An 18,708-nucleotide genomic window follows, 5' to 3' on the forward strand; every position below is an offset into this window, starting at 1 on the left:
CATCATGACCCATACCGATCCCACGCCCGGCGAACGCATTGTCGCTGAAGAACATGCCAAGCTCGATTTTTCCCGCGACATGAGCTATGGCGATTACCTCTGCCTGGACCAGCTGCTCAGCGCCCAGCACCCGCTCTCGCCCGAACACAACGAATTGCTGTTCATCATCCAGCACCAGACCAGCGAGCTGTGGATGAAGCTGCTGCTGCACGAACTGCGCGCCGCCATCGGCTGCCTGCGCGAGGACAGGCTGCAGGAAACGCAGAAGATGCTGGCCCGAGTCAGCAAGATCATGGCCGCGCTGGTCAATGCCTGGGACGTGCTCAGCACCATGACGCCGCCGGAATACTCCGCCCTGCGTCCCTATCTGGGCCAGTCCAGCGGCTTCCAGAGCTTCCAGTACCGCGAGATCGAATTCTCCCTCGGCAACAAGAACGCGGCCATGCTCAAGCCCCACCAGCACAACCCCGAACGCCTGGCCGGCGTCCTCCAGGCCTACGAAGCGCCCTCGCTCTACGACGAGGCGCTGCGCTGCCTGGACCGGCACGGCGTACCGGTGCCGGCCGACTACCTGGAGCGCGACTGGCGCCAGCCCTACAAGGCCAGCCCGGATGTGGAACAGGCCTGGCTGCAGGTGTACCGCGACGCGCCCCGCTACTGGGAACTGTACGAACTGGCCGAGAAGCTGACGGACCTGGAGGACGCCTTCCGGCTCTGGCGCTTTCGCCACGTGACGACAGTCGAGCGCATCATCGGCTTCAAGCGCGGCACGGGCGGCACCTCCGGCGTGTCCTACCTGCGCAAGATGCTCGATACGGTGCTGTTCCCCGAACTCTGGAGCCTGCGCACCAATCTGTAGGAACCGGTCTGTTGCGCTCTTGCACGGAGCTTGGCGGGTTTTTCTTTGAAAAGCCCCGGCTCGATGTTAGAATTTCAGGCTTTACCGGATACGTGGCAAAAGCCCAATTAGCTTTTTGGCGCTGTAAGGCAAATAAACAGCGGGTGGCACCAGCAACACAGCGGCAGGCAATGCCCTGTTCCTTGTATGCGCTTCCCGCCCATGCTTGCCAAGTGCCTGCTGGCGGTCCTTACTTGTCAAAACAGGAATCATCATGAAAGAAGGCATTCACCCAGAATACCGCGACGTGGTGTTTCTGGACCTGCAAACGGGCAATTCCTTTATCACCCGTTCCACCGTCCAGACTCGCGAAACCATCGAAAAAGACGGCCAGACCTATCCGCTGTTCAAGTGTGACGTGACGTCCGAGTCGCACCCCTTCTACACGGGCGCCCAGACGCGCATCGTGGAAACCGGCCGCGTCGAGAAGTTCCGCGCCCTTTTCGCCCGCACCGCCGGTACCGTCAAGAAAGGCGAATAAGCCCTCTTTGCCAGTACCCGCGTTCAGCGCAAGAAAAGGCAGCTTCGGCTGCCTTTTTTTACCGCTGATGCCCCTCTCGGGGAACAGCAGGCCGTCCTCGGCCTGCGCGGCGTGGGAGTATTTTCACGGCCACAGCGCGGCCCTTTGATTTAACATAGGGCGAATCCACAGACTGTTTCATCCGTACGTGTCTTCCAGCCTCATACCCAACTCCACGCCCGCCCGGCTCACCGCCACCGCGGCCGTCAAGCTGCCCCGACTGGTGCTGATCGTCGTGGGCACCATCTACATTCTTGCCGGCCTGTTCTTCCGCGATCCCTGGAAAACCGATGACGTGATCGGGCTGGCCACCATGATGACCGCCCTGGGCGATTCCAGCGGCCAGGCGTTGCTGTTGCCGCAGGTCGGCAATCTGGCGCATGCGCAGGACGGCCCGTTGGCCACCTGGCTGGGCGTGCTGTGCATCACCCTGTTCGCGCCGCTGCTCAAGCTGTTCACCTCCGACCTGAACGCCACCATCGCCGCCTCGCGGCTGCCCAATCTGCTATGGTTCGGCATGCTGGCCGGTTCGGTCTGGCATTGCGCCTATCTGCTGGCCCGACGCCCCGAAGCCCAGCCGCTGCGCCTGCCCTTCGGCGGCGAACCCTCGCCCGCCGACTACGGCCGCATGATCGCCGACGCCGCCCTGCTGCTCACTGTGGCTACCGTGGGCATCATCTGGCGCATGCACGAAACCTCCGAAGTGCCGGCCATGATCGCCCTGCAGGCCCTGGCGCTCTACAGCCTGGTGCGCATGTTCGACCGGCCCGCCTCGGGCGCGATCCTGCTGGGCCTGTCGCTGGGCGCCTGCTTCCTGGCGCGCGGCTGGCTGGGCGCCCTGCCCGTGATGGTCGCCACCGCGCTGTGCTTCCTGCCGCGCGGGCCGCTGCGCTCGCACATTCAGTGGCTGGCCCTGACCATCGCCCTGACCGTGGCCATCATCATGGCCTGGTGGATACCGGCCAAGCGGGTCAGCGTCTACTGGACCGATCAATGGCGCCTGTGGCATCTGGCCGCCTGGGGCTGGAGCGGCCTGAAGGAGCAGCTCAACAACCTGCGCGACCTGGCCTGGTTCCTGTGGCCCACCTGGCCGCTGACCCTGCTGGCGCTGTGGCAGTGGCGCAGCTGGCTGCGTGCCCCGCACATCTACGTGCCGGCCATCAGCTTCCTGATTCCCGCCCTGAGCCTGCTGCTGGTGCGCGACGCCTTCGAGCCCGAGTACGCCCTGCTGGTGGTGCCCTGCGCCGTGCTGGCCGCCTTCTCGCTGCCCACGCTGCGCCGCGGCGTGGTCAACACGCTGGACTGGTTCGCCATCATGTGCTTTTCGCTGACCGCCGCCACGGTCTGGCTGGGCTGGATCGCCCAGCAGACCGGCTGGCCCAGCCAGATCGCACGCAACATTGCCCGCCAGACCCAGGGCTACGACACCTTCGTCTCCTGGCCCGTCATGATCATCGCCGCGCTGGGCACCCTGGCCTGGATCGCCCTGGTGCGCTGGCGCCTGTCCACGCATCCGCCCGGCCTGCTGCGCGGCACGGTGCTCGCGGCCGGGGGCCTCATCACCACCTGGCTGCTGCTGGTCACGCTGTGGATGCCTTCGCTGGACTATGTGCGCAGCTACCGCGACGTGTCGGGCGAGCTGGCCGCGGCCCTGAAAGAAAACCGCCGTCCCGGCGAATGCCTGCGCTCCTGGGGCGTGGGCTCGGGGCAGCGCGCCTCCTTCCTGGTTTTCGACGACATCAACATCAATTTCGACAACCGCTGCACGCTGGTGCTCGAGCAGTTCTCGCTGCGCGATCTGCGCGACAACAACGAGCCCATTCCGCCCAATGCCGTCGAACTCTGGCAGGGCAAGCGCGGACCGGACCGTCACGAAGCCTTCCGCCTGCTGCGCATCCAGAACCCTTGAGGTCGACAGGCCCCAGCCTCCACCATGCCCACCCTGTTCCATCACAACTGGAAAAGCCAGGCCGGCCTGATCCTGCGTCAGGCCTGGCCGGTGCTGGTCGGCTCCTGGGCGGGCATCGTCTTCGGCGTGCTGGACACCGTCATGGTGGGCCACAGCAGCGCCATCGACCTGCAGGCCATGGGCCTGGGCGTGTCCATCTATATCTCCGTCTTCATCGGCCTGATGGGCGTGATCCACGCCCTGATTCCCATCACTGCGCAAAGCTTCGGGGCCCGCAAGCTGACCGATGTGGGCCGCTGGTGGGGCCAGGGTGTCTGGCTGGCCTTGCTGCTGACCCTGATCGGCACGCTGGGGCTGGCCCTGCCCGATCTCTGGCTGCGCTGGTCGGGCGACCTGGACCCGCTGGTGCACGAGCGCGTCACCTGGTACTTGCGCAGCCTGATCCTGGCCCTGCCCGCCGCGCTGGTGTTCCGCACCATCTACTGCCTGGGCACGGCCGTCTCCCGGCCCAAGGTCGTGATGACGATCAATCTGCTCAGCGTGCTCTTCAAGGCCCTGTTCAACTGGCTGTTCATCTTCGGCAAGGCCGGCCTGCCCGCCATGGGCGCGGTGGGCTCGGGTCTGTCCACCGCCCTGGTGTCCTGGCTGATGCTGCTGGCCGGCCTGTGGGTGCTGCGCACCGATCCTTTCTACCAGCCTTTCCGCTTGCGCCTGGGCCTGCCCGACTGGCGCTCGCAAAAAGAGCTGCTGCGCCTGGGCCTGCCCATGGGCGGTTCCTACCTGATCGAGATCTGCGCCTTCAGCTTCATGGCGCTGCTGGTGGCGCGCGAAGGCGTGTTCGTGTCCGGCGCACACCAGATCATGGCCAACCTGGCCGCCGTCTGCTTCATGGTTCCCATGGCCGTGGGCGTGGCCTCGGCCTCGGTCAGCGCCCAGGCCATCGGCGCCGGCCAGTTCCACCGCGCCCGCCACATCGGCATGCTCGGTTTGGCCCTGGTGCTGGCCGGCGTGCTCGTGATCGTCAGCCTGCTCGTGCTGCTGCGTCCCACGCTGGCGCACGCCTACACCGACGATCCGGAAGTCGCTCTGCTGGCCCTGCTCCTGCTGCAGCTGCTGCCGTACTTTCACTTCTGCGACGCCTTCCAGTGCGTCATCTCCTATCTGCTGCGCGCCTACAAAGTGGCCTTCGTGCCCATGCTGCTGCAGTTCCTGGCCCTGAGCGTACTGGGTCTGGGCGGAGGCTGGTGGCTGGGCTTCGGTCCCGCGGCCGGCTCCCTGGGCGGCCTCCTCCAGCGGCTGGCGCCCGGCGCGCCGACCGGCGCCGCCAGCCTGTGGCTGATGGCCAGTCTGGGCCTGGGCGCCTCCGCCTTCCTGCTCCTGCTGTGGTATGCGCGCATCCTGCGCATCCATAATCCCGCCCGGCGCGCGCGCCCAAGCTGAAGACACGACAAGAAACGGGGCGTTTCCGCCCCGTTTCTTGACGCCGTCCTGCATTCAGGCTGCGTTGGCTCCGCCGGCCGCAGGGACGGGCGGCTCCTCTTGCGCAGGCGCATCCGGCGCGGCCGCATTGTCCATCAGCGGCGTCACCAGATCCACGACCTTGCTGCGTGAAAGCAGTCCCAGGAACTCGTCGTTCTCTCCCGTGACGGCCATGGGCTCGTTGCTGCGCAGCATGTGTCCCAGGACCTCGTCCAGGCCGGTGGTCGCCGGCACGGACGTCATCTCGTCCACATAGCCCGAGACGTCGCGCGCTCCCGCGCGCACGGCCTCCTCGGCACGGATGCGCATCAGCACGCCCGCCAGCCGCTTGCCGTCCAGCACGGGCGCATAGCGCACGCCGCGCTCGCTCATGCGCTCCAGGGCATGCGCGGCCCGCGTGCGCATGGTCAACGTGAGGGTCTTGCTGGATTCGCGCACCGCATGGGTGGCGTTGAGCACCTTGCTGCGATTGACGTCCTGCAGGAAGGCCTGGACGTAGTCGGTCGCCGGCGACAGCAGGATGTCTTCGGGCGAGCCCTCCTGGATCAGTTCGCCGTCCTTGAGGATGGCGATCCGGTTGCCCAGGCGCAGCGCCTCGTCCAGATCATGGGTGATGAAGACGATGGTCTTGTTCAGGCGGGCCTGCAGCTCCAGCAACTGGTCCTGCATCTCGCGGCGGATCAGGGGATCCAGGGCCGAGAAAGCCTCATCCATCAGGATGATGTCGGCATCGGTGGCCAGCGCGCGGGCCAGACCCACGCGCTGCTGCATGCCGCCGGACAACTGGTGCGGAAACTGTTTCTCGAACCCTTGCAGCCCCACCTGCTCCAGCCAGTACAAGGCTTTTTCCTCGCGCTGGGCCCGCGCCACGCCCTGCACCTGCAGGCCGTAGGCGGCGTTCTCCAGCACCGTGCGATGCGGAAACAGGCCAAAACGCTGGAACACCATGCTGATCTTCTGCTGGCGGAACCTGGCCAGGGCGCGCGCGTCCAGGGTCATCACGTCCACATCGTCCACCAGTATCTGGCCGGCGGTCGGCTCGATCAGGCGATTGAAGTGGCGGATCAGCGTGGATTTGCCCGAACCGGACAAGCCCATGATCACATAGATGCTGCCATGCTCGATGGACAGGCTGATGTCGCGCAGGCCCAGCGTGTGGCCGCTTTCGGCCAGCAGCTCGTCCTTGCGCACGCCCTGGCGGGCACGCTCCAGCCAGCGCTCCGGATGAGGGCCGAAGATCTTGTAGATATTGCGGACTTCAATCTTGCTCATGCGGCCTCCCGGGTCTGGAAACGGCGGCCGAACTCCTGGGTGATCCGGTCGAACAGGATGGCCAGCAGCACGATGCCCAGGCCGGCCATCAGGCCGCGGCCCACCTGCAGGCGGTTGATGCCCTGCAATACCTCATAGCCCAACCCGCGCACCCCGATCATGGAGGCGATCACCACCATGGCCAGGGCCATCATGGTCGTCTGGTTGATGCCGGCCATGATGTTGGGCATGGCCAGCGGCAGCTGCACGCCGTAGAGCTGCTGCCAGCGGTTGGAGCCAAAAGAGCGCGAGGCCTCCAGCACTTCGCTGTCCACCAGGCGTATGCCCAGGTCCGTCAGACGGATCACCGGCGCGATGGCGTAGATCACGGTGGCGATCAGGGCGGCGATCTTGCCCAGGTTGAACAGCATCACCACGGGAATCAGATAGACGAAGCTGGGCATGGTCTGCATCACGTCCAGCACCGGCAGCATGATGCGCCGCAACCAGTTGAAGCTGGCCATCAAGAGACCCAGGGGAATACCGATCAGCACCGACAGGAACACGGCCACGACCATCAGGGCCAGCGTCTGCATGGCGGCATCCCACAGGCCTATCAGCCCGATGGCGAACAACATCAGGGCCATGGCGGCGGCGAACAGCACGCGCCGGCTGGCCAGCCAGGCCAGGCCGAACGCCACCAGCACCACCGCCCACCAGGGGCTGCTGCGCAGCATGGTTTCCATGAAGACAAGCATGTCCAGCAAGGGCTGCGTCATGGCGCGCAGCACGCTGGAATAATTGGCGACCAGCTCGCCCACGAACTGGTCGATGGGCAGGCGCAGGGCGCGCGGATCAATCAGGTCTGGAAACATAAAAAACACTCCGTAGAACTCGTGCGGACGGCCAGGCGCGAACCTGTCCAAAACGCCGGCCCGCCCGAAGGGGCAAGCCGGCCAGGGGCGCTCGACCCTCGGACGTTCCCGGCAAAGGGAACTGCCCGCGGACCGGTGCGCCCCGCGAAAGGCACGAGTACTAAAGAGCGGTCTTTACGCGTTCCGCCACGTCGGCGGGCACCCACTGGGTCCAGACGTCGCCGTGCTCCTTCAGGAACCACTGCGCCACGTCCTCGGGCTCGCCTTCGGTTTTTTCCATGTGCGCCATGGTCTGGTTCATCAGTTCCAGGGGCACGCTGACTTTGGCCAGGAAGGCCGTCAGCTTGGGCGCTTTTTCGGAGAAGTCGGTGTTCACGGCCGTGAAGACCGGATTGTCCGGATAGGCCGTGGCTTGCGGGTCCGCGCAGTTCGGATCGGTCAGGCAGGCGTGCTTGCCCTTGTCATAGGCGGGCAGCTCCAGCTTGACCAGGTCCATGGAACCGACCAGGGGCGTGGGGTACCAGTAGTAGAAGACGATGTTTTCCTTGCGCTGGTAGGCGGAGGTCAGCGCCGCTTTCTGCGTGGCGCCGGTGCCCGGCGAGAACAAGGTGAAGGTGTCGCCCAGCTTCAGGGCGTTGAACAGGTTGCCGCTCACCACCTCGCATCCCCAGCCGGCCGGGCAGCCATAGAAGCGGCCCTTGCCGGGCTCTTCCGGATCCTTGAACTCGTCCTTGAACTTGGGCAGGTCCTGAGCCGACTTCAGCTCGGGCAGGCGCTCGGCCGTGTAGCGCGGAATGAACCAGGCCTCGCCGCCCATGTAGATGTCGCCGATGCGCTTGACGCGGCCGCTGGCCTCGGCTTTCTGCCAAGGCTCGAAGGTGCTGTTCAGCCAGATCTCGCTGTTCACGTCCAGGTCGCCGCGCTCCAGGGCGGCCAGCGCCGGAAGCGTCTCGACCGAGACGACCTCGGTCTTGCAGCCGTAACCCTTGTCGGCGATGAAGCGCTCGACCTCGGTCAGGACCAGATTGGATTCCCAGTTCATGCCGCCAAAACGCACGCTGCGGTCCAGCTCGCAGGCCGGCGCATCCGCCGCCTGGGCCAGGCCGGAAGCGGCGGACAGGCCCAGCAGCACGCTGGCCAGAAGGGAACGTTGGAAAAGAGGGGATCGGTGCGAGCGCGACTCGGCACCGGCGCGAGGGAAGTATGAAGACATGATGCTCCTCCTTGAGTTACTGTGGACGCGTCCTGCATGATCAGTCGGCGCCAAGGCTAAAGGGGTGTGCGGAAGACGATTCACAATCGCCAATACATACCTGCGTAGCGAGTGCAACGCACTCGTGGAGCCACCGGAGGCGGCAGGGCGGGACTCCTTGCGGGATCCGTCATCCTGGCCGACACCTTTCCCGGCCGGCTGGCCGGAAAGTGGCTGGGGGACACCGTGCGAACACGGTGAATTCTGCGGTGACGACAGGCTGTGGAAGCCGGACTCACCAGGTTGATGCGTCAAAGAACGGAGGCCATTCTACGAGTCTTTGCCATCAAAAACAATTTTTTACCGCATTTAATTCCGATAAACATGCGATAAGTCAACTGCAAAAACGCAACAAAGCCTTTGCCACACGCGGTTTTCAGGAGTTTTTGAATTTTTTTTTGTAACTTTTCTTGGGCGCCGCCTTTTCTCCGACTGAAGCCCAAGGAATCGCGCATCAAAAAGGCAAGGCCGCAGCCTTGCCTTTCCCCAACAGGACGGATTTCCTCAACGCTGGTACATGTAGTCGCGTCGCCACGGATAAGCCAGATCCGCCGGGTAGTCCAGCTCATCGGCGCGCCCGCCTCCCTGGGGGTGCGCCAGCACCTGGTGCAGGGCGATCCAGCCGTGCTCGAAACCCATGGCGCAGCCGGCCAGGTAGATCCGGTAGGCGCGCAGGGATTTGCGTCCCTGCTCGGAATCCAGGGTGGCGGCCGCCTTGTCCAACTGCGCTTCCAGCGCATCGCTCCAGGCCCAGAGCGTGCGGGCATAGTGGGGGCGCAGATTCTCCACGTCCAGCCCCTCCAGGCCGCCTTCGGCCAGGTGGCGCATCACATGGCTGATGTGGGTCAGCTCGCCGCCGGGGAAGATGTATTTTTCGATGAAATCCCCCATGCCCGCGCCCAACTGGCTGTTGTCCAGCCCGCCGGCGGTGATGCCATGGTTCAGGATCAGGCCGCCCGGCTTGACCAGGCGGCGCAGCTTGTCGAAGTAGGCGCTGAGCTGTGCCCGGCCCACATGCTCGAACATGCCCACGGAGGCCAGCTTGTCATACGGCTTGAGTTCATCGAGCTCGCGATAGTCCAGCAGCATCATGCGCGCCCGCCCGGCCAGGCCTTTCTGCTCGATCAGGCCATTGACGTAGGCATGCTGGTTGCGCGAGAGGGTGATGCCGGTGACGTCCACGTCATAGTTTTCAGCCGCCCACATCAGCAGGCCGCCCCAGCCGGCGCCCACGTCCAGGAAACGCTCGCCCGGCTGCAGGCGCAGCTTGCGGCAGATGTGATCCAGCTTGGCCTCCTGCGCCTGGGCCAGCGTCATGCCCGGCTCGCGGTAGTAGGCGCAGGAATAGACCCGGCGCGGATCCAGCCACAGGGCGTAGAAATCATCCGACAGGTCGTAATGGAACTGGATCTGCTTGGCGTCGCGCTCCAGCGAATGGCGCCAGACGGAGGTCAGGTGCTTGATGATGGAAGTCAGCCAGCCGGCCTGCGCGGCGTCCACCGGAGAGCCGGGCAGGATCTCGGCCGCCAGATGCATCAGGTCGCGCATGGAGCCCTCGAAATCCATCCGCCCTTCCACGTAGGCCTCCCCCAGCAGCCCCGACTGCCCGGCGGCCAACTGCGCCAGCGTGGCGTTGTCCTTGATGGTCAGGTGCATGCGGGCATTCGCAGGTCCCACCTGCTCGCCGCCTGGCAAGGTCAGTCGCACCGGCACGCTCAGTTGCGCCAGCTTGGCCTCTACCGCTGATGAAATAGAACTCAACTCCGCCTCCCTGTATGTGAAACAAACAAAGATGGCGATGCGCCGCCTCTTTCAGCACATCGCCCGTAACCTGCCGGCCGCGCCCGAAACGAAGTGGCGGTCGGCAAGAGCGGCCCGCATGCCGGAAGCCGTCCAGATACTTTAGACCTGAAACAGAATTCCGCGGACCGCCCGTACTGCGTGCTAAACTCGACTCTTCTGCCGTGCGAATAATTTATCATTGAAAGCGGCGCCCAGGGTGCAGCGTCCCGCCAGGCGGCATGGACATCGCCCACAGCAACAAGAAGCCGGATGACAAGCAACTCCACCCCCGCCTTTCCCCGCTGGTTGATCCTGATGGGCCTGCTGACCGCCCTCGGACCCCTGGCCATCGACATGTACCTGCCGGCCTTTCCGGCCATGGCGCACGGCTTGCAGACCCCGCCGGCGATGGCGGAGCGCACGCTGGCCCGCTACCTGCCGGGCGCGGGCCTGCCGCAGCTGGTGTACGGCCCCATGGCCGACCGCTTCGGGCGCAAGCCGCCCCTGCTGATGGGCCTGCTCATCTTCACCACGGCCTCGTTCTTCTGCGCCATCGCCGACGACATCGAGCACCTGACGCTCTGGCGCATCGTGCAGGCCTTCGGCGGGGCGGCCGGCATGGCCATCCCGCGCGCGGTCATCCGCGACCGCTTCGAGACCCGCGAAGCCGCCAAGGCCCTGTCCCTGCTGATGCTCATCATGGGCGTCATGCCCATCCTGGCCCCCCTGATCGGCGGACAGATCCTGATCTTCAGCGACTGGCGCGGCATCTTCGACTTCATGGCCGGCTGCGGCGTGCTGCTGGGCCTGTTCACCCTGTTCACCATGAAGGAGTCGCTGCCCGCCGAGCGGGCCGTGCCCCTGCGGCCGGGCATCATCGCGCGCAACTACGCCGGCCTGCTGCGCCATCGGGAATTCATGTTCTACTCGCTGGCGGGAGGCTTGAGCTCGGCCGGCATGTTCGCCTACATTTCGGGCTCGCCCCGGGTGTTCATCGAGTTGTTCAATGTGGAGCCCCGGCATTTCGGTTTCTACTTCGGAGCCAATGCGGCCTCGCTGATCGTGTTCTCCCAGGTCAGCGCCCGCCTGCTGAACACCTACAGGCCGCAGACGCTGCTGCGCATCGCCCAGAACCTGCAGGCGCTGATCACGGTGGCCGGCGCCGTGCTGGCGGCCCTGGGCCTGCTGACCCTGCCGCTGCTGATGGCCACCCTGATGGGCTTCATGGCCTGCCAGGGCTTCGTGAATCCGAACTCGGCGGCGCTTGCGCTGTCGGACCAGGGGCGGCGCCTGGGCACCGCCTCGGCGCTGATGGGTGCCATGCAGATGATGTGCGGCGCCCTGGCCGGTCTGGCCGTCAGTTCGTGGGCCGACGTCAGCGCCCTGCCGCTGACCGCGGTGCTGGCCGCCTGCGCGGTTCTATCGTGGCTGTTTGGCCGCAACGCCCGCGCAAATGCACGGTAAAACTTGATCTAACCGTTTTTTCCATATTAGAATAAACTGCATTAGGCCCCATGTCGGGGTTAACACGATCCTAATTTTACAATCGCCCGCGGCTTTTTACGTTTGAGCGGAGGCCGATTTAGATATCAAGGGGTATGACCATGGCACGCGTATGCCAAGTGACCGGAAAAGGCCCAATGTCGGGCAACAATGTTTCGCACGCCAACAATAAGACCAAGCGTCGCTTCCTGCCAAACCTGCAGTCCCGTCGTTTCTGGGTCGAGAGCGAAAACCGCTGGGCGCGCCTGCGCGTATCCGCCAACGCCATCCGCACCATCGACAAGAACGGCATCGACGCCGTTCTGGCCGAAATGCGCTCCCGCGGCGAAAACGTCTAAGCCGCGCTTCATAAACATCTCACCAGGAGCTCAACATGGCTAAAGGTATACGCGAGAAAATCAAACTCGAATCGTCCGCAGGCACCGGTCACTTCTACACCACCACCAAGAACAAGCGCAACACGCCTGAAAAAATGGTGATCAAGAAATTCGACCCCGTTGCCCGCAAGCACGTCGAATACAAGGAAACCAAGCTGCGCTAAGCAGCCCGCCCGCCGCAAGGCACCCCGGCTCCAGACAAAAAACCGTGCCCGGCAGGGTTTTTTTTCGCCCATGCCGCCGGGACGCCCGAACCGCCTTGGCGCACCTGGACCGCACAGTCGGGGCCTGGCGCCTTCCCAGTCGGGGTCATATCGATGTTTGCCGCGTATAATGGCGGATACTTCATCCATTTTGTCTAAAACGGTATTGCCACTCATGCAGGAACGTTACAACCCCCGCGAGGTTGAACAACTCGCGCAGCAGAACTGGTCCGATCGCGACGCCTATCGTGCCACCGAAAACGCCACCACGCCCGACGGCTCGCTCAAGCCCAAGTTCTATGCGTGCTCCATGCTGCCCTACCCCAGCGGCAAGCTGCACATGGGCCATGTGCGCAACTACACCATCAACGACATGATGGCGCGCCAATTGCGCATGCGCGGGTACAACGTTCCGATGCCCATGGGCTGGGACGCCTTCGGCATGCCTGCCGAAAACGCCGCCATCAAGTCCCAGGTGCCGCCGGCCAAGTGGACCTACGACAACATCGCCTACATGAAGAAGCAGATGCAGGCGATGGGGCTGGCCATCGACTGGTCGCGCGAAATGTGCGCCTGCGATCCCAGCTACTACAAGTGGAACCAGTGGCTGTTCCTGAAGATGCTGGACAAGGGCATCGCCTACCGCAAGACCCAGACCGTCAATTGGGACCCCGTGGACCAGACCGTGCTGGCCAACGAACAGGTCATCGACGGCCGCGGCTGGCGCTCGGGCGCACTGGTGGAAAAGCGCGAGATCCCCGGCTACTACCTGCGCATCACCGACTATGCCGAAGAACTGCTGGACACGGTCAAGAACGGCCTGCCCGGCTGGCCCGAGCGCGTACGCCTGATGCAGGAAAACTGGATCGGCAAGAGCCAGGGCGTGCGCTTCGCCTTTCCCCACGAGATCCGCGACGAGCAGGGCGAACTCATCCAGGACGGCCGCCTGTACGTCTTCACCACGCGCGCCGACACCATCATGGGCGTCACCTTCTGCGCCGTGGCCCCTGAACACCCGCTGGCGCGTCATGCGGCGCGCGACAACGCCGCCCTGGCCGCCTTCATCGAAGAGTGCAAGAAAGGCGGCACCACGGAAGCGGACCTGGCCACGCGCGAAAAAGAAGGCCTGCCCACCGGCCTGACGGTCAAGCATCCCATCACCGGTGCGGACGTGCCCGTCTGGGTGGGCAACTACGTGCTCATGAGCTACGGCGACGGCGCCGTAATGGGCGTGCCCGCCCACGACGAGCGCGACTTCGCCTTCGCCCTCAAGTACCAGTTGCCCATACGCCAGGTCATTGCCGTCGAAGGCAAGGACTACGACGCCACCCAATGGCAGGACTGGTACGGCGACAAGCAGCAGGGCCGGACCATCGCATCGGGCAAGTACGACGGCCTGAACCACGAACAGGCCGTGGACGCCATCGCCGCCGACCTGGCCGCCGCCGGCCTGGGCGAGAAACAGACCACCTTCCGCCTGCGCGACTGGGGCATTTCGCGCCAGCGCTACTGGGGCACGCCCATCCCCATCATCCATTGCGAAGACTGCGGCCCGGTCCCCGTCCCCGAAAAGGACCTGCCCGTGGTCCTGCCCGAAGAACTGATCCCCGACGGCAGCGGCAACCCGCTGAACAAGCACGAAGCCGGCGTGAAGGGCGACTGGCCGGCCTGCGGCAAGCCCGCCCGCCGGGAAACCGACACCATGGACACCTTCGTGGACTCGTCCTGGTATTTCCTGCGCTACACGGCGCCGGACAGCCTTGACGCCATGGTCGATGAACGCACCGATTACTGGATGCCCATGGACCAGTACATCGGCGGCATCGAGCACGCCGTGCTGCACCTGCTGTACGCCCGCTTCTGGACCAAGGTCATGCGCGACATGGGCCTGGTCAAGGTGGACGAGCCCTTCACGCGCCTGCTCTGCCAGGGCATGGTGCTCAACCACATCTACTCGCGCCGCACGCCCCAGGGCGGGATCGAATACTTCTGGCCCGAGGACGTCGAGAACGTCTACGACGACAAGGGCGCCATCGTGGGCGCGCGCCTGAAGAGCGACGGCTCGGAGATCCAGTACGGCGGCATCGGCACCATGTCCAAGTCCAAGAACAACGGCGTGGACCCGCAGTCCCTGATCGATTCGATGGGCGCCGACACGGCCCGCCTGTTCGTCATGTTCGCCAGCCCGCCCGAGCAGACCCTGGAATGGTCCGATTCCGGCGTGGAGGGCGCCAACCGCTTCCTGCGCCGTCTCTGGGCCTTCTGCCACAACCACGCCGACGCCCTGCGCACCGGCAATGCGCAAGGCCGGGACTGGTCCGACCTGGACGCCGAATCCAAGCGCGTGCGCCTGGAGATCCACTCGCTGCTCAAGCAGGCGGACTACGACTACCAGCGCATCCAGTACAACACCGTGGTGTCGTCCTGCATGAAGATGCTCAACACCCTGGAGCAGGCCAAGTGGGCCGACACGCCGGCCGCCCAGCGCGCCCTGGCCGAAACCACCTCCATCCTGCTGCGCGTGCTGTATCCCGTGGTGCCGCACATCACCTGGCAACTGTGGCGCGAGCTGGGCTGGGCCGATACACTGGGCGACATGCTGGACGTCGCCTGGCCCCAGGTGGACGAACAGGCGCTGATCGCCGACGAGATCGAACTGATGCTGCAGGTCAACGGCAAGCTGCGCGGTTCGGTCGTGGTGCCTCATGGCTCGGACAAGGCCGTCATCGAACAGGCCGCCGCCGGCCACGAGGCCGTGGCCAAGCACCTGGAAGGTCGCCCCGCCAAGCGCATCATCGTGGTGCCCGGCAAACTCGTGAACGTCGTAGGATAAATCCATGCACATTGCCCGTCCCCCGCTGTCCGCCCGCCTGTCCGCGTTCCAACCACGGCAGTGGGGGCTGGCGGGCGTGCTGATCCTGCTGAGCCTGTTCCTGACGGCCTGCGGCTTTCACCTCAAAGGGGTGGCGCCGCTGCCGTTCGATACGCTCTACACCAACATCTCCGACAACACCGCCTTCGGCGCCAACCTGCGCCGCAACCTGACGGCCAGCTCGCCCAACACGCGTTTCGTGGATCGCCAGCAGGACGCCGAAGCCGTTCTTCTGGAACTGGAACACAGCCGCAGCCAGCGCGAGATCTCCATCAACGCCAAGGGCCAGGTGGAAGAATACGAGCTGCAGCTGAACTTCGTCTTCCAACTGAACGACGCCAAGGGCCGCGTCATCCTGCCGCCCACCACGCTCAGCGCCATCCGCGAAGTGCCGTACGACGCCGAAGCCGTGCAGGCCAAGGACAGCGAAATCGCCATGATCTTCCGCGACATGGAACAATCGCTGATCAACCGCATCGCGCGCCGCCTCAGCTCGCCGGATGTCGCCAACGCATTCCGCTACGCCGCCAGCCAGCCCGACCTGCCCTCTCTCGAGGAAAGCGAGCGCCTGCCCCGCAACGAGGCGCGCTTCTGACCATGGGCCGCAAAGTCGACCACGACACCCTGCTGCGTGAGCTGAGCACGCCGTCCACGGCCTTCCAGCCCCTGTATGTGTTGTGCGGCGACGAGCCCCTGCTGCTGGTGGAGGCCGCCGACGCCGTGCGCGCCCGCGCGCGCCAGGACGGCTTCACCGAACGCAGCAGCTTCACCTTCGATGCCCGTTCGGACTGGTCGCCGCTGTTTGCCGCGGCCCAGAACATCTCCCTGTTCGGCGATCGCAAGCTGGTGGACCTGAACATCCCCAGCGGCAAGCCGGGCAAGCCGGGCGCGGACGCCCTGCAGCGCCTGTGCCAGCTGGTCGCCAACGGCCAGATGGACGGCACCGCCGTCCTGATCCAGCTGCCGCGCCTGGACAAGGCCACCCGCAGCGCCAAATGGTGCCAGGCGCTGGAGCAGGCCGCCTGCTGGGTGGACATCCAGCCTGTCGGCCGATCCGCCCTGCCGGGCTGGATCGCGCAGCGCCTCAAGCGCCAGGACCAGAGCCTGGAGCGCGAAAGCCTGGAATGGATGGCCGACAAAGTCGAAGGCAATCTGCTGGCCGCCTTCCAGGAGATCCAGAAACTCGCCCTGATCTACCCGCCCGGCGCGCTCAGCCAGCAGGAGCTGGAAAACGCCGTGCTGAACGTCGCGCGCTACAGCGTGTTCGACCTGCGCGATGCCATGCTGGCCGGACAGAGCCGCCGCGCCCTGACCGTGCTGGACGGCCTGCAGGCCGAGGGCGAGGCCCTGCCTCTGGTGCTGTGGGCCGTGGGCGACGAAGTGCGCACGCTGGCTCGCCTGGCCCGCGCCCGCCAGCAGGGCCAGGACATCGCTTCCCTGTTCCGTCAGCACCGCATCTTCGGGCCGCGCGAAAAACTCGTGCGCCAGGCCCTGGAGCGCATCCCGGACGCCGCCTGGCCGGCCGCCGTGCTGCACGCCCACGACATAGACAGGCTCATCAAGGGCCTGCGCCCGGCCGGCCGCCAGAACGATCCCTGGGAAGAAATGCGTCGCCTGACCTTGCGTATCGCCGTGGCGACACGACCGGCCCGCGCCTGACTTCCCAACGCCCCGAACCCTTTATTTGTTGCGATAATGCTCTCTTGAACCGGAGAGTTTCACGGCTATGAACGACATCACCCATACCTCCGCCGCCCAGCAAGCCGGCGACCTGCCCACCCTCATGCGCGACCTGGGCGTGCGCGCCCAGGCCGCTGCGCGCCGCATGCGCGCCGCCAGCGGCAAGGCCAAGGCCGACGCCCTGCGCCACATGGCCGACGCCCTGATGGAGCAGAAGGTCCAGTTGCAGGCCGCCAACGAGCTGGACCTGCAGGCCGCGCGCGAGCGTCAGATCGCGCCGGCCATGATCGAGCGCCTGGCCCTGTCGGACAAGGCCCTGCACATCATGACCACGGGCCTGCGCCAGATCGCGGACATGGACGATCCGGTCGGGCAGATCAGCGCCTCGCGCACCCGCCCTAACGGCATGCGCGTGGCGCAGATGCGCGTGCCCCTGGGCGTGATCGGCATCATCTACGAATCCCGGCCCAACGTCACCATCGACGCGGCCGCCCTGTGCCTGAAGTCGGGCAATGCCACCATCCTGCGCGGCGGCAGCGAGGCCTTCCATTCCAACCAGGCGCTGGCGCGCATCATCGCCGACGGCCTGGAGCGCGCCGGACTGCCCAAGGAAGCCGTTCAGGTCGTGCCCACCACCGACCGCGACGCCGTGGGCCTGCTGGTCACCATGAATGATTTCGTGGACGTCATCGTGCCGCGCGGCGGCAAGAGCCTGATCCAGCGCCTGAGCGACGAAGCCACCGTGCCCCTGATCAAGCACCTGGACGGCAACTGCCACGTCTATGTGGACGAATTCGCCGACCTGGAGAAGGCGGCGCGCATCGTGTTCAATGCCAAGACCTACCGCTACGGCATCTGCGGCACCATGGAAACCCTGCTGGTGCATCGCAATATCGCCCCCGCCTTCCTGCCCGGCGCCGCCCGTCAGTTGCAGGAAAAGGGCGTGGAGCTGCGCGGCTGCGAACAGACCCGCGCCCTGGTCTCGAACGTGACACCGGCCACCGAATCCGACTGGGAAACCGAATTCGCCGCGCCCATCCTGGCAGTGCGCATCGTCGACTCCATGGAGCAGGCCATGGATCATATCGCCCGCTACAGCTCCGAGCACACGGAATCCATCGTCACGGAGAACCTGAGCAACGCCGAACGCTTCCAGCGCGAGGTGGACTCCAGCTCCGTCATGGTGAACCTGCCGACCTGTTTCGCCGACGGCTTCGAGTACGGCCTGGGCGCCGAAATCGGCATCTCCACCAATCGCCTGCACGCCCGCGGCCCCGTCGGTCTGGAAGGACTGACGACCTATAAATGGGTGCTGCACGGCGACGGCCAGTTGCGCGGTTAGACCATGCTCTGGCTCAAGGCTTTCCACATTCTGTTCGTCACGTCCTGGTTCGCGGGCCTGTTCTACCTGCCGCGCATCTACGTCAACCTGGCCCAGGACCACGACGCTGCAAGCCGCGAAACGCTGCTGGGCATGGCCCGGCGGCTGTATCGCTTCATGACGCCCCTGGCCATCCTGACGCTGCTCACCGGCCTGGGGCTGTTTTTGTACTACGGCATAGGCAAGGGACAAGGCTGGATGCATGCCAAGCTGGCTCTGGTCCTGACGCTGTTTGCCTTCCATGGCGTGTGCGGACGCTTCCTGCGGAAGTTCCAGCAGGGGCTGAACACCCGCTCGCACATCTTCTTCCGCTGGTTCAATGAATTTCCGGTCATCGTTCTGCTGCTGGTCCTCATCCTGGTGGTTGTAAAACCCTTTTAATGCACTCTTCATGTCAGACCAACCCGAACGCAAGACACTAAGCCTGGTGTCAGGCAACAAAAAGAAAAGCGCCAGCACCGAACCACGCACGCGCTCCGGCGCGCGCGCGCGCGTCGTCAGCCAGCAGGAACGCCAGCAAGGCGCTCCCAAACGCGAACCCCGACCTTACGCCGGCAAGCGCGAGCAGGAACGTCCCGCCTTCAACCGCGACCAGGACCGCCGCCCCCCATCCGGTGAACGGCGCGAGTTTTCCGGCGAGCGCCGCGAGCGACCCGCCTTCAATCGCGACCAGGACCGCCGACCCCAGTCCGGCGAACGGCGCGAATTCTCCGGCGAGCGCCGTGA

The 18,708-nt window shown here is 65.3% G+C and carries 17 protein-coding genes; 12 read left to right on the plus strand and 5 right to left on the minus strand.

Going from position 1 to position 18,708, the window contains the following annotated elements; genetic code table 11:
* Positions 1 to 4 precede the first annotated feature (4 nt).
* The 4 genes from kynA to ACWPWO_RS10755 all read left to right on the plus strand — a co-directional run bounded on the left by kynA (position 5) and on the right by ACWPWO_RS10755 (position 4,767).
* Positions 5 to 859 (plus strand): tryptophan 2,3-dioxygenase, encoded by an 855-nt coding sequence (gene kynA / locus ACWPWO_RS10740; protein ID WP_454006604.1) that lies wholly within the window; start codon positions 5 to 7, stop codon positions 857 to 859.
* A gap of 253 nt (positions 860 to 1,112) precedes the next feature.
* Positions 1,113 to 1,379, plus strand: a complete 267-nt coding sequence (locus ACWPWO_RS10745; RefSeq protein WP_454006605.1) for a type B 50S ribosomal protein L31 — start codon at positions 1,113 to 1,115, stop codon at positions 1,377 to 1,379.
* Positions 1,380 to 1,566: 187 nt separating this feature from the next.
* A complete protein-coding gene (locus ACWPWO_RS10750) occupies positions 1,567 to 3,327 on the plus strand; it encodes an ArnT family glycosyltransferase (protein ID WP_454006606.1) in 1,761 nt (586 codons plus the stop codon).
* Between the two features lie 24 nt (positions 3,328 to 3,351).
* The gene (locus ACWPWO_RS10755; RefSeq protein ID WP_454006607.1) at positions 3,352 to 4,767 is read left to right on the plus strand and encodes an MATE family efflux transporter; all 1,416 of its coding nucleotides are present in this window, start codon (positions 3,352 to 3,354) and stop codon (positions 4,765 to 4,767) included.
* Between the two features lie 54 nt (positions 4,768 to 4,821).
* Here the strand turns inward: ACWPWO_RS10755 and ACWPWO_RS10760 are convergent, their stop codons facing one another.
* From ACWPWO_RS10760 to ACWPWO_RS10780, 5 genes are all read right to left on the minus strand, one after another.
* Positions 4,822 to 6,078, minus strand: coding sequence for a quaternary amine ABC transporter ATP-binding protein (locus ACWPWO_RS10760; protein ID WP_454006608.1), 1,257 nt, complete (start codon positions 6,076 to 6,078; stop codon positions 4,822 to 4,824).
* Positions 6,075 to 6,932 (minus strand): ABC transporter permease, encoded by an 858-nt coding sequence (locus ACWPWO_RS10765; RefSeq protein ID WP_454006609.1) that lies wholly within the window; start codon positions 6,930 to 6,932, stop codon positions 6,075 to 6,077. The genes ACWPWO_RS10760 and ACWPWO_RS10765 overlap by 4 nt, the downstream gene beginning before the upstream one ends.
* 160 nt (positions 6,933 to 7,092) lie before the next feature.
* Positions 7,093 to 8,145 (minus strand): ABC transporter substrate-binding protein, encoded by a 1,053-nt coding sequence (locus ACWPWO_RS10770; protein ID WP_454006610.1) that lies wholly within the window; start codon positions 8,143 to 8,145, stop codon positions 7,093 to 7,095.
* 290 nt (positions 8,146 to 8,435) lie between these two features.
* Positions 8,436 to 8,753, minus strand: a complete 318-nt coding sequence (locus ACWPWO_RS10775) for a hypothetical protein (protein WP_454006611.1) — start codon at positions 8,751 to 8,753, stop codon at positions 8,436 to 8,438.
* On the minus strand, positions 8,689 to 9,936 hold the full coding sequence (locus ACWPWO_RS10780; RefSeq protein ID WP_454007475.1) for a class I SAM-dependent methyltransferase: 1,248 nt from the start codon (positions 9,934 to 9,936) through the stop codon (positions 8,689 to 8,691). The genes ACWPWO_RS10775 and ACWPWO_RS10780 overlap by 65 nt, the downstream gene beginning before the upstream one ends.
* A 345-nt stretch (positions 9,937 to 10,281) precedes the next feature.
* On the opposite strand from ACWPWO_RS10780, the gene ACWPWO_RS10785 reads away from it, so the two are divergent.
* The 8 genes from ACWPWO_RS10785 (at position 10,282) to ACWPWO_RS10820 (ending at position 18,363) form a co-directional block, all read left to right on the plus strand.
* The gene (locus ACWPWO_RS10785) at positions 10,282 to 11,430 is read left to right on the plus strand and encodes a Bcr/CflA family multidrug efflux MFS transporter (RefSeq protein ID WP_454007476.1); all 1,149 of its coding nucleotides are present in this window, start codon (positions 10,282 to 10,284) and stop codon (positions 11,428 to 11,430) included.
* A 140-nt stretch (positions 11,431 to 11,570) separates the two neighbouring features.
* Positions 11,571 to 11,807, plus strand: a complete 237-nt coding sequence (rpmB, locus tag ACWPWO_RS10790) for a 50S ribosomal protein L28 (protein WP_454007477.1) — start codon at positions 11,571 to 11,573, stop codon at positions 11,805 to 11,807.
* 35 nt (positions 11,808 to 11,842) lie between these two features.
* The gene (gene rpmG, locus ACWPWO_RS10795) at positions 11,843 to 12,010 is read left to right on the plus strand and encodes a 50S ribosomal protein L33 (RefSeq protein WP_341669215.1); all 168 of its coding nucleotides are present in this window, start codon (positions 11,843 to 11,845) and stop codon (positions 12,008 to 12,010) included.
* Positions 12,011 to 12,224: 214 nt separating this feature from the next.
* Positions 12,225 to 14,882, plus strand: coding sequence for a leucine--tRNA ligase (gene leuS / locus ACWPWO_RS10800; protein WP_454006612.1), 2,658 nt, complete (start codon positions 12,225 to 12,227; stop codon positions 14,880 to 14,882).
* A 4-nt stretch (positions 14,883 to 14,886) separates the two neighbouring features.
* Positions 14,887 to 15,516: an LPS-assembly lipoprotein LptE gene (locus tag ACWPWO_RS10805; RefSeq protein WP_454006613.1), complete on the plus strand. Its 630-nt coding sequence runs from the start codon at positions 14,887 to 14,889 to the stop codon at positions 15,514 to 15,516.
* Between the two features lie 2 nt (positions 15,517 to 15,518).
* On the plus strand, positions 15,519 to 16,580 hold the full coding sequence (gene holA, locus ACWPWO_RS10810) for a DNA polymerase III subunit delta (RefSeq protein WP_454006614.1): 1,062 nt from the start codon (positions 15,519 to 15,521) through the stop codon (positions 16,578 to 16,580).
* Between the two features lie 67 nt (positions 16,581 to 16,647).
* Positions 16,648 to 17,943 carry a glutamate-5-semialdehyde dehydrogenase gene (locus ACWPWO_RS10815; RefSeq protein WP_454006615.1) on the plus strand — a complete coding sequence of 432 codons (1,296 nt, stop codon included), beginning with the start codon at positions 16,648 to 16,650 and terminating at the stop codon, positions 17,941 to 17,943.
* Positions 17,944 to 17,946: 3 nt separating this feature from the next.
* Positions 17,947 to 18,363 (plus strand): CopD family protein, encoded by a 417-nt coding sequence (locus ACWPWO_RS10820; RefSeq protein WP_454006616.1) that lies wholly within the window; start codon positions 17,947 to 17,949, stop codon positions 18,361 to 18,363.
* Positions 18,364 to 18,708: the final 345 nt, after the last annotated feature.

The sequence above is a fragment of the Alcaligenes sp. Marseille-Q7550 genome (assembly GCF_965112015.1).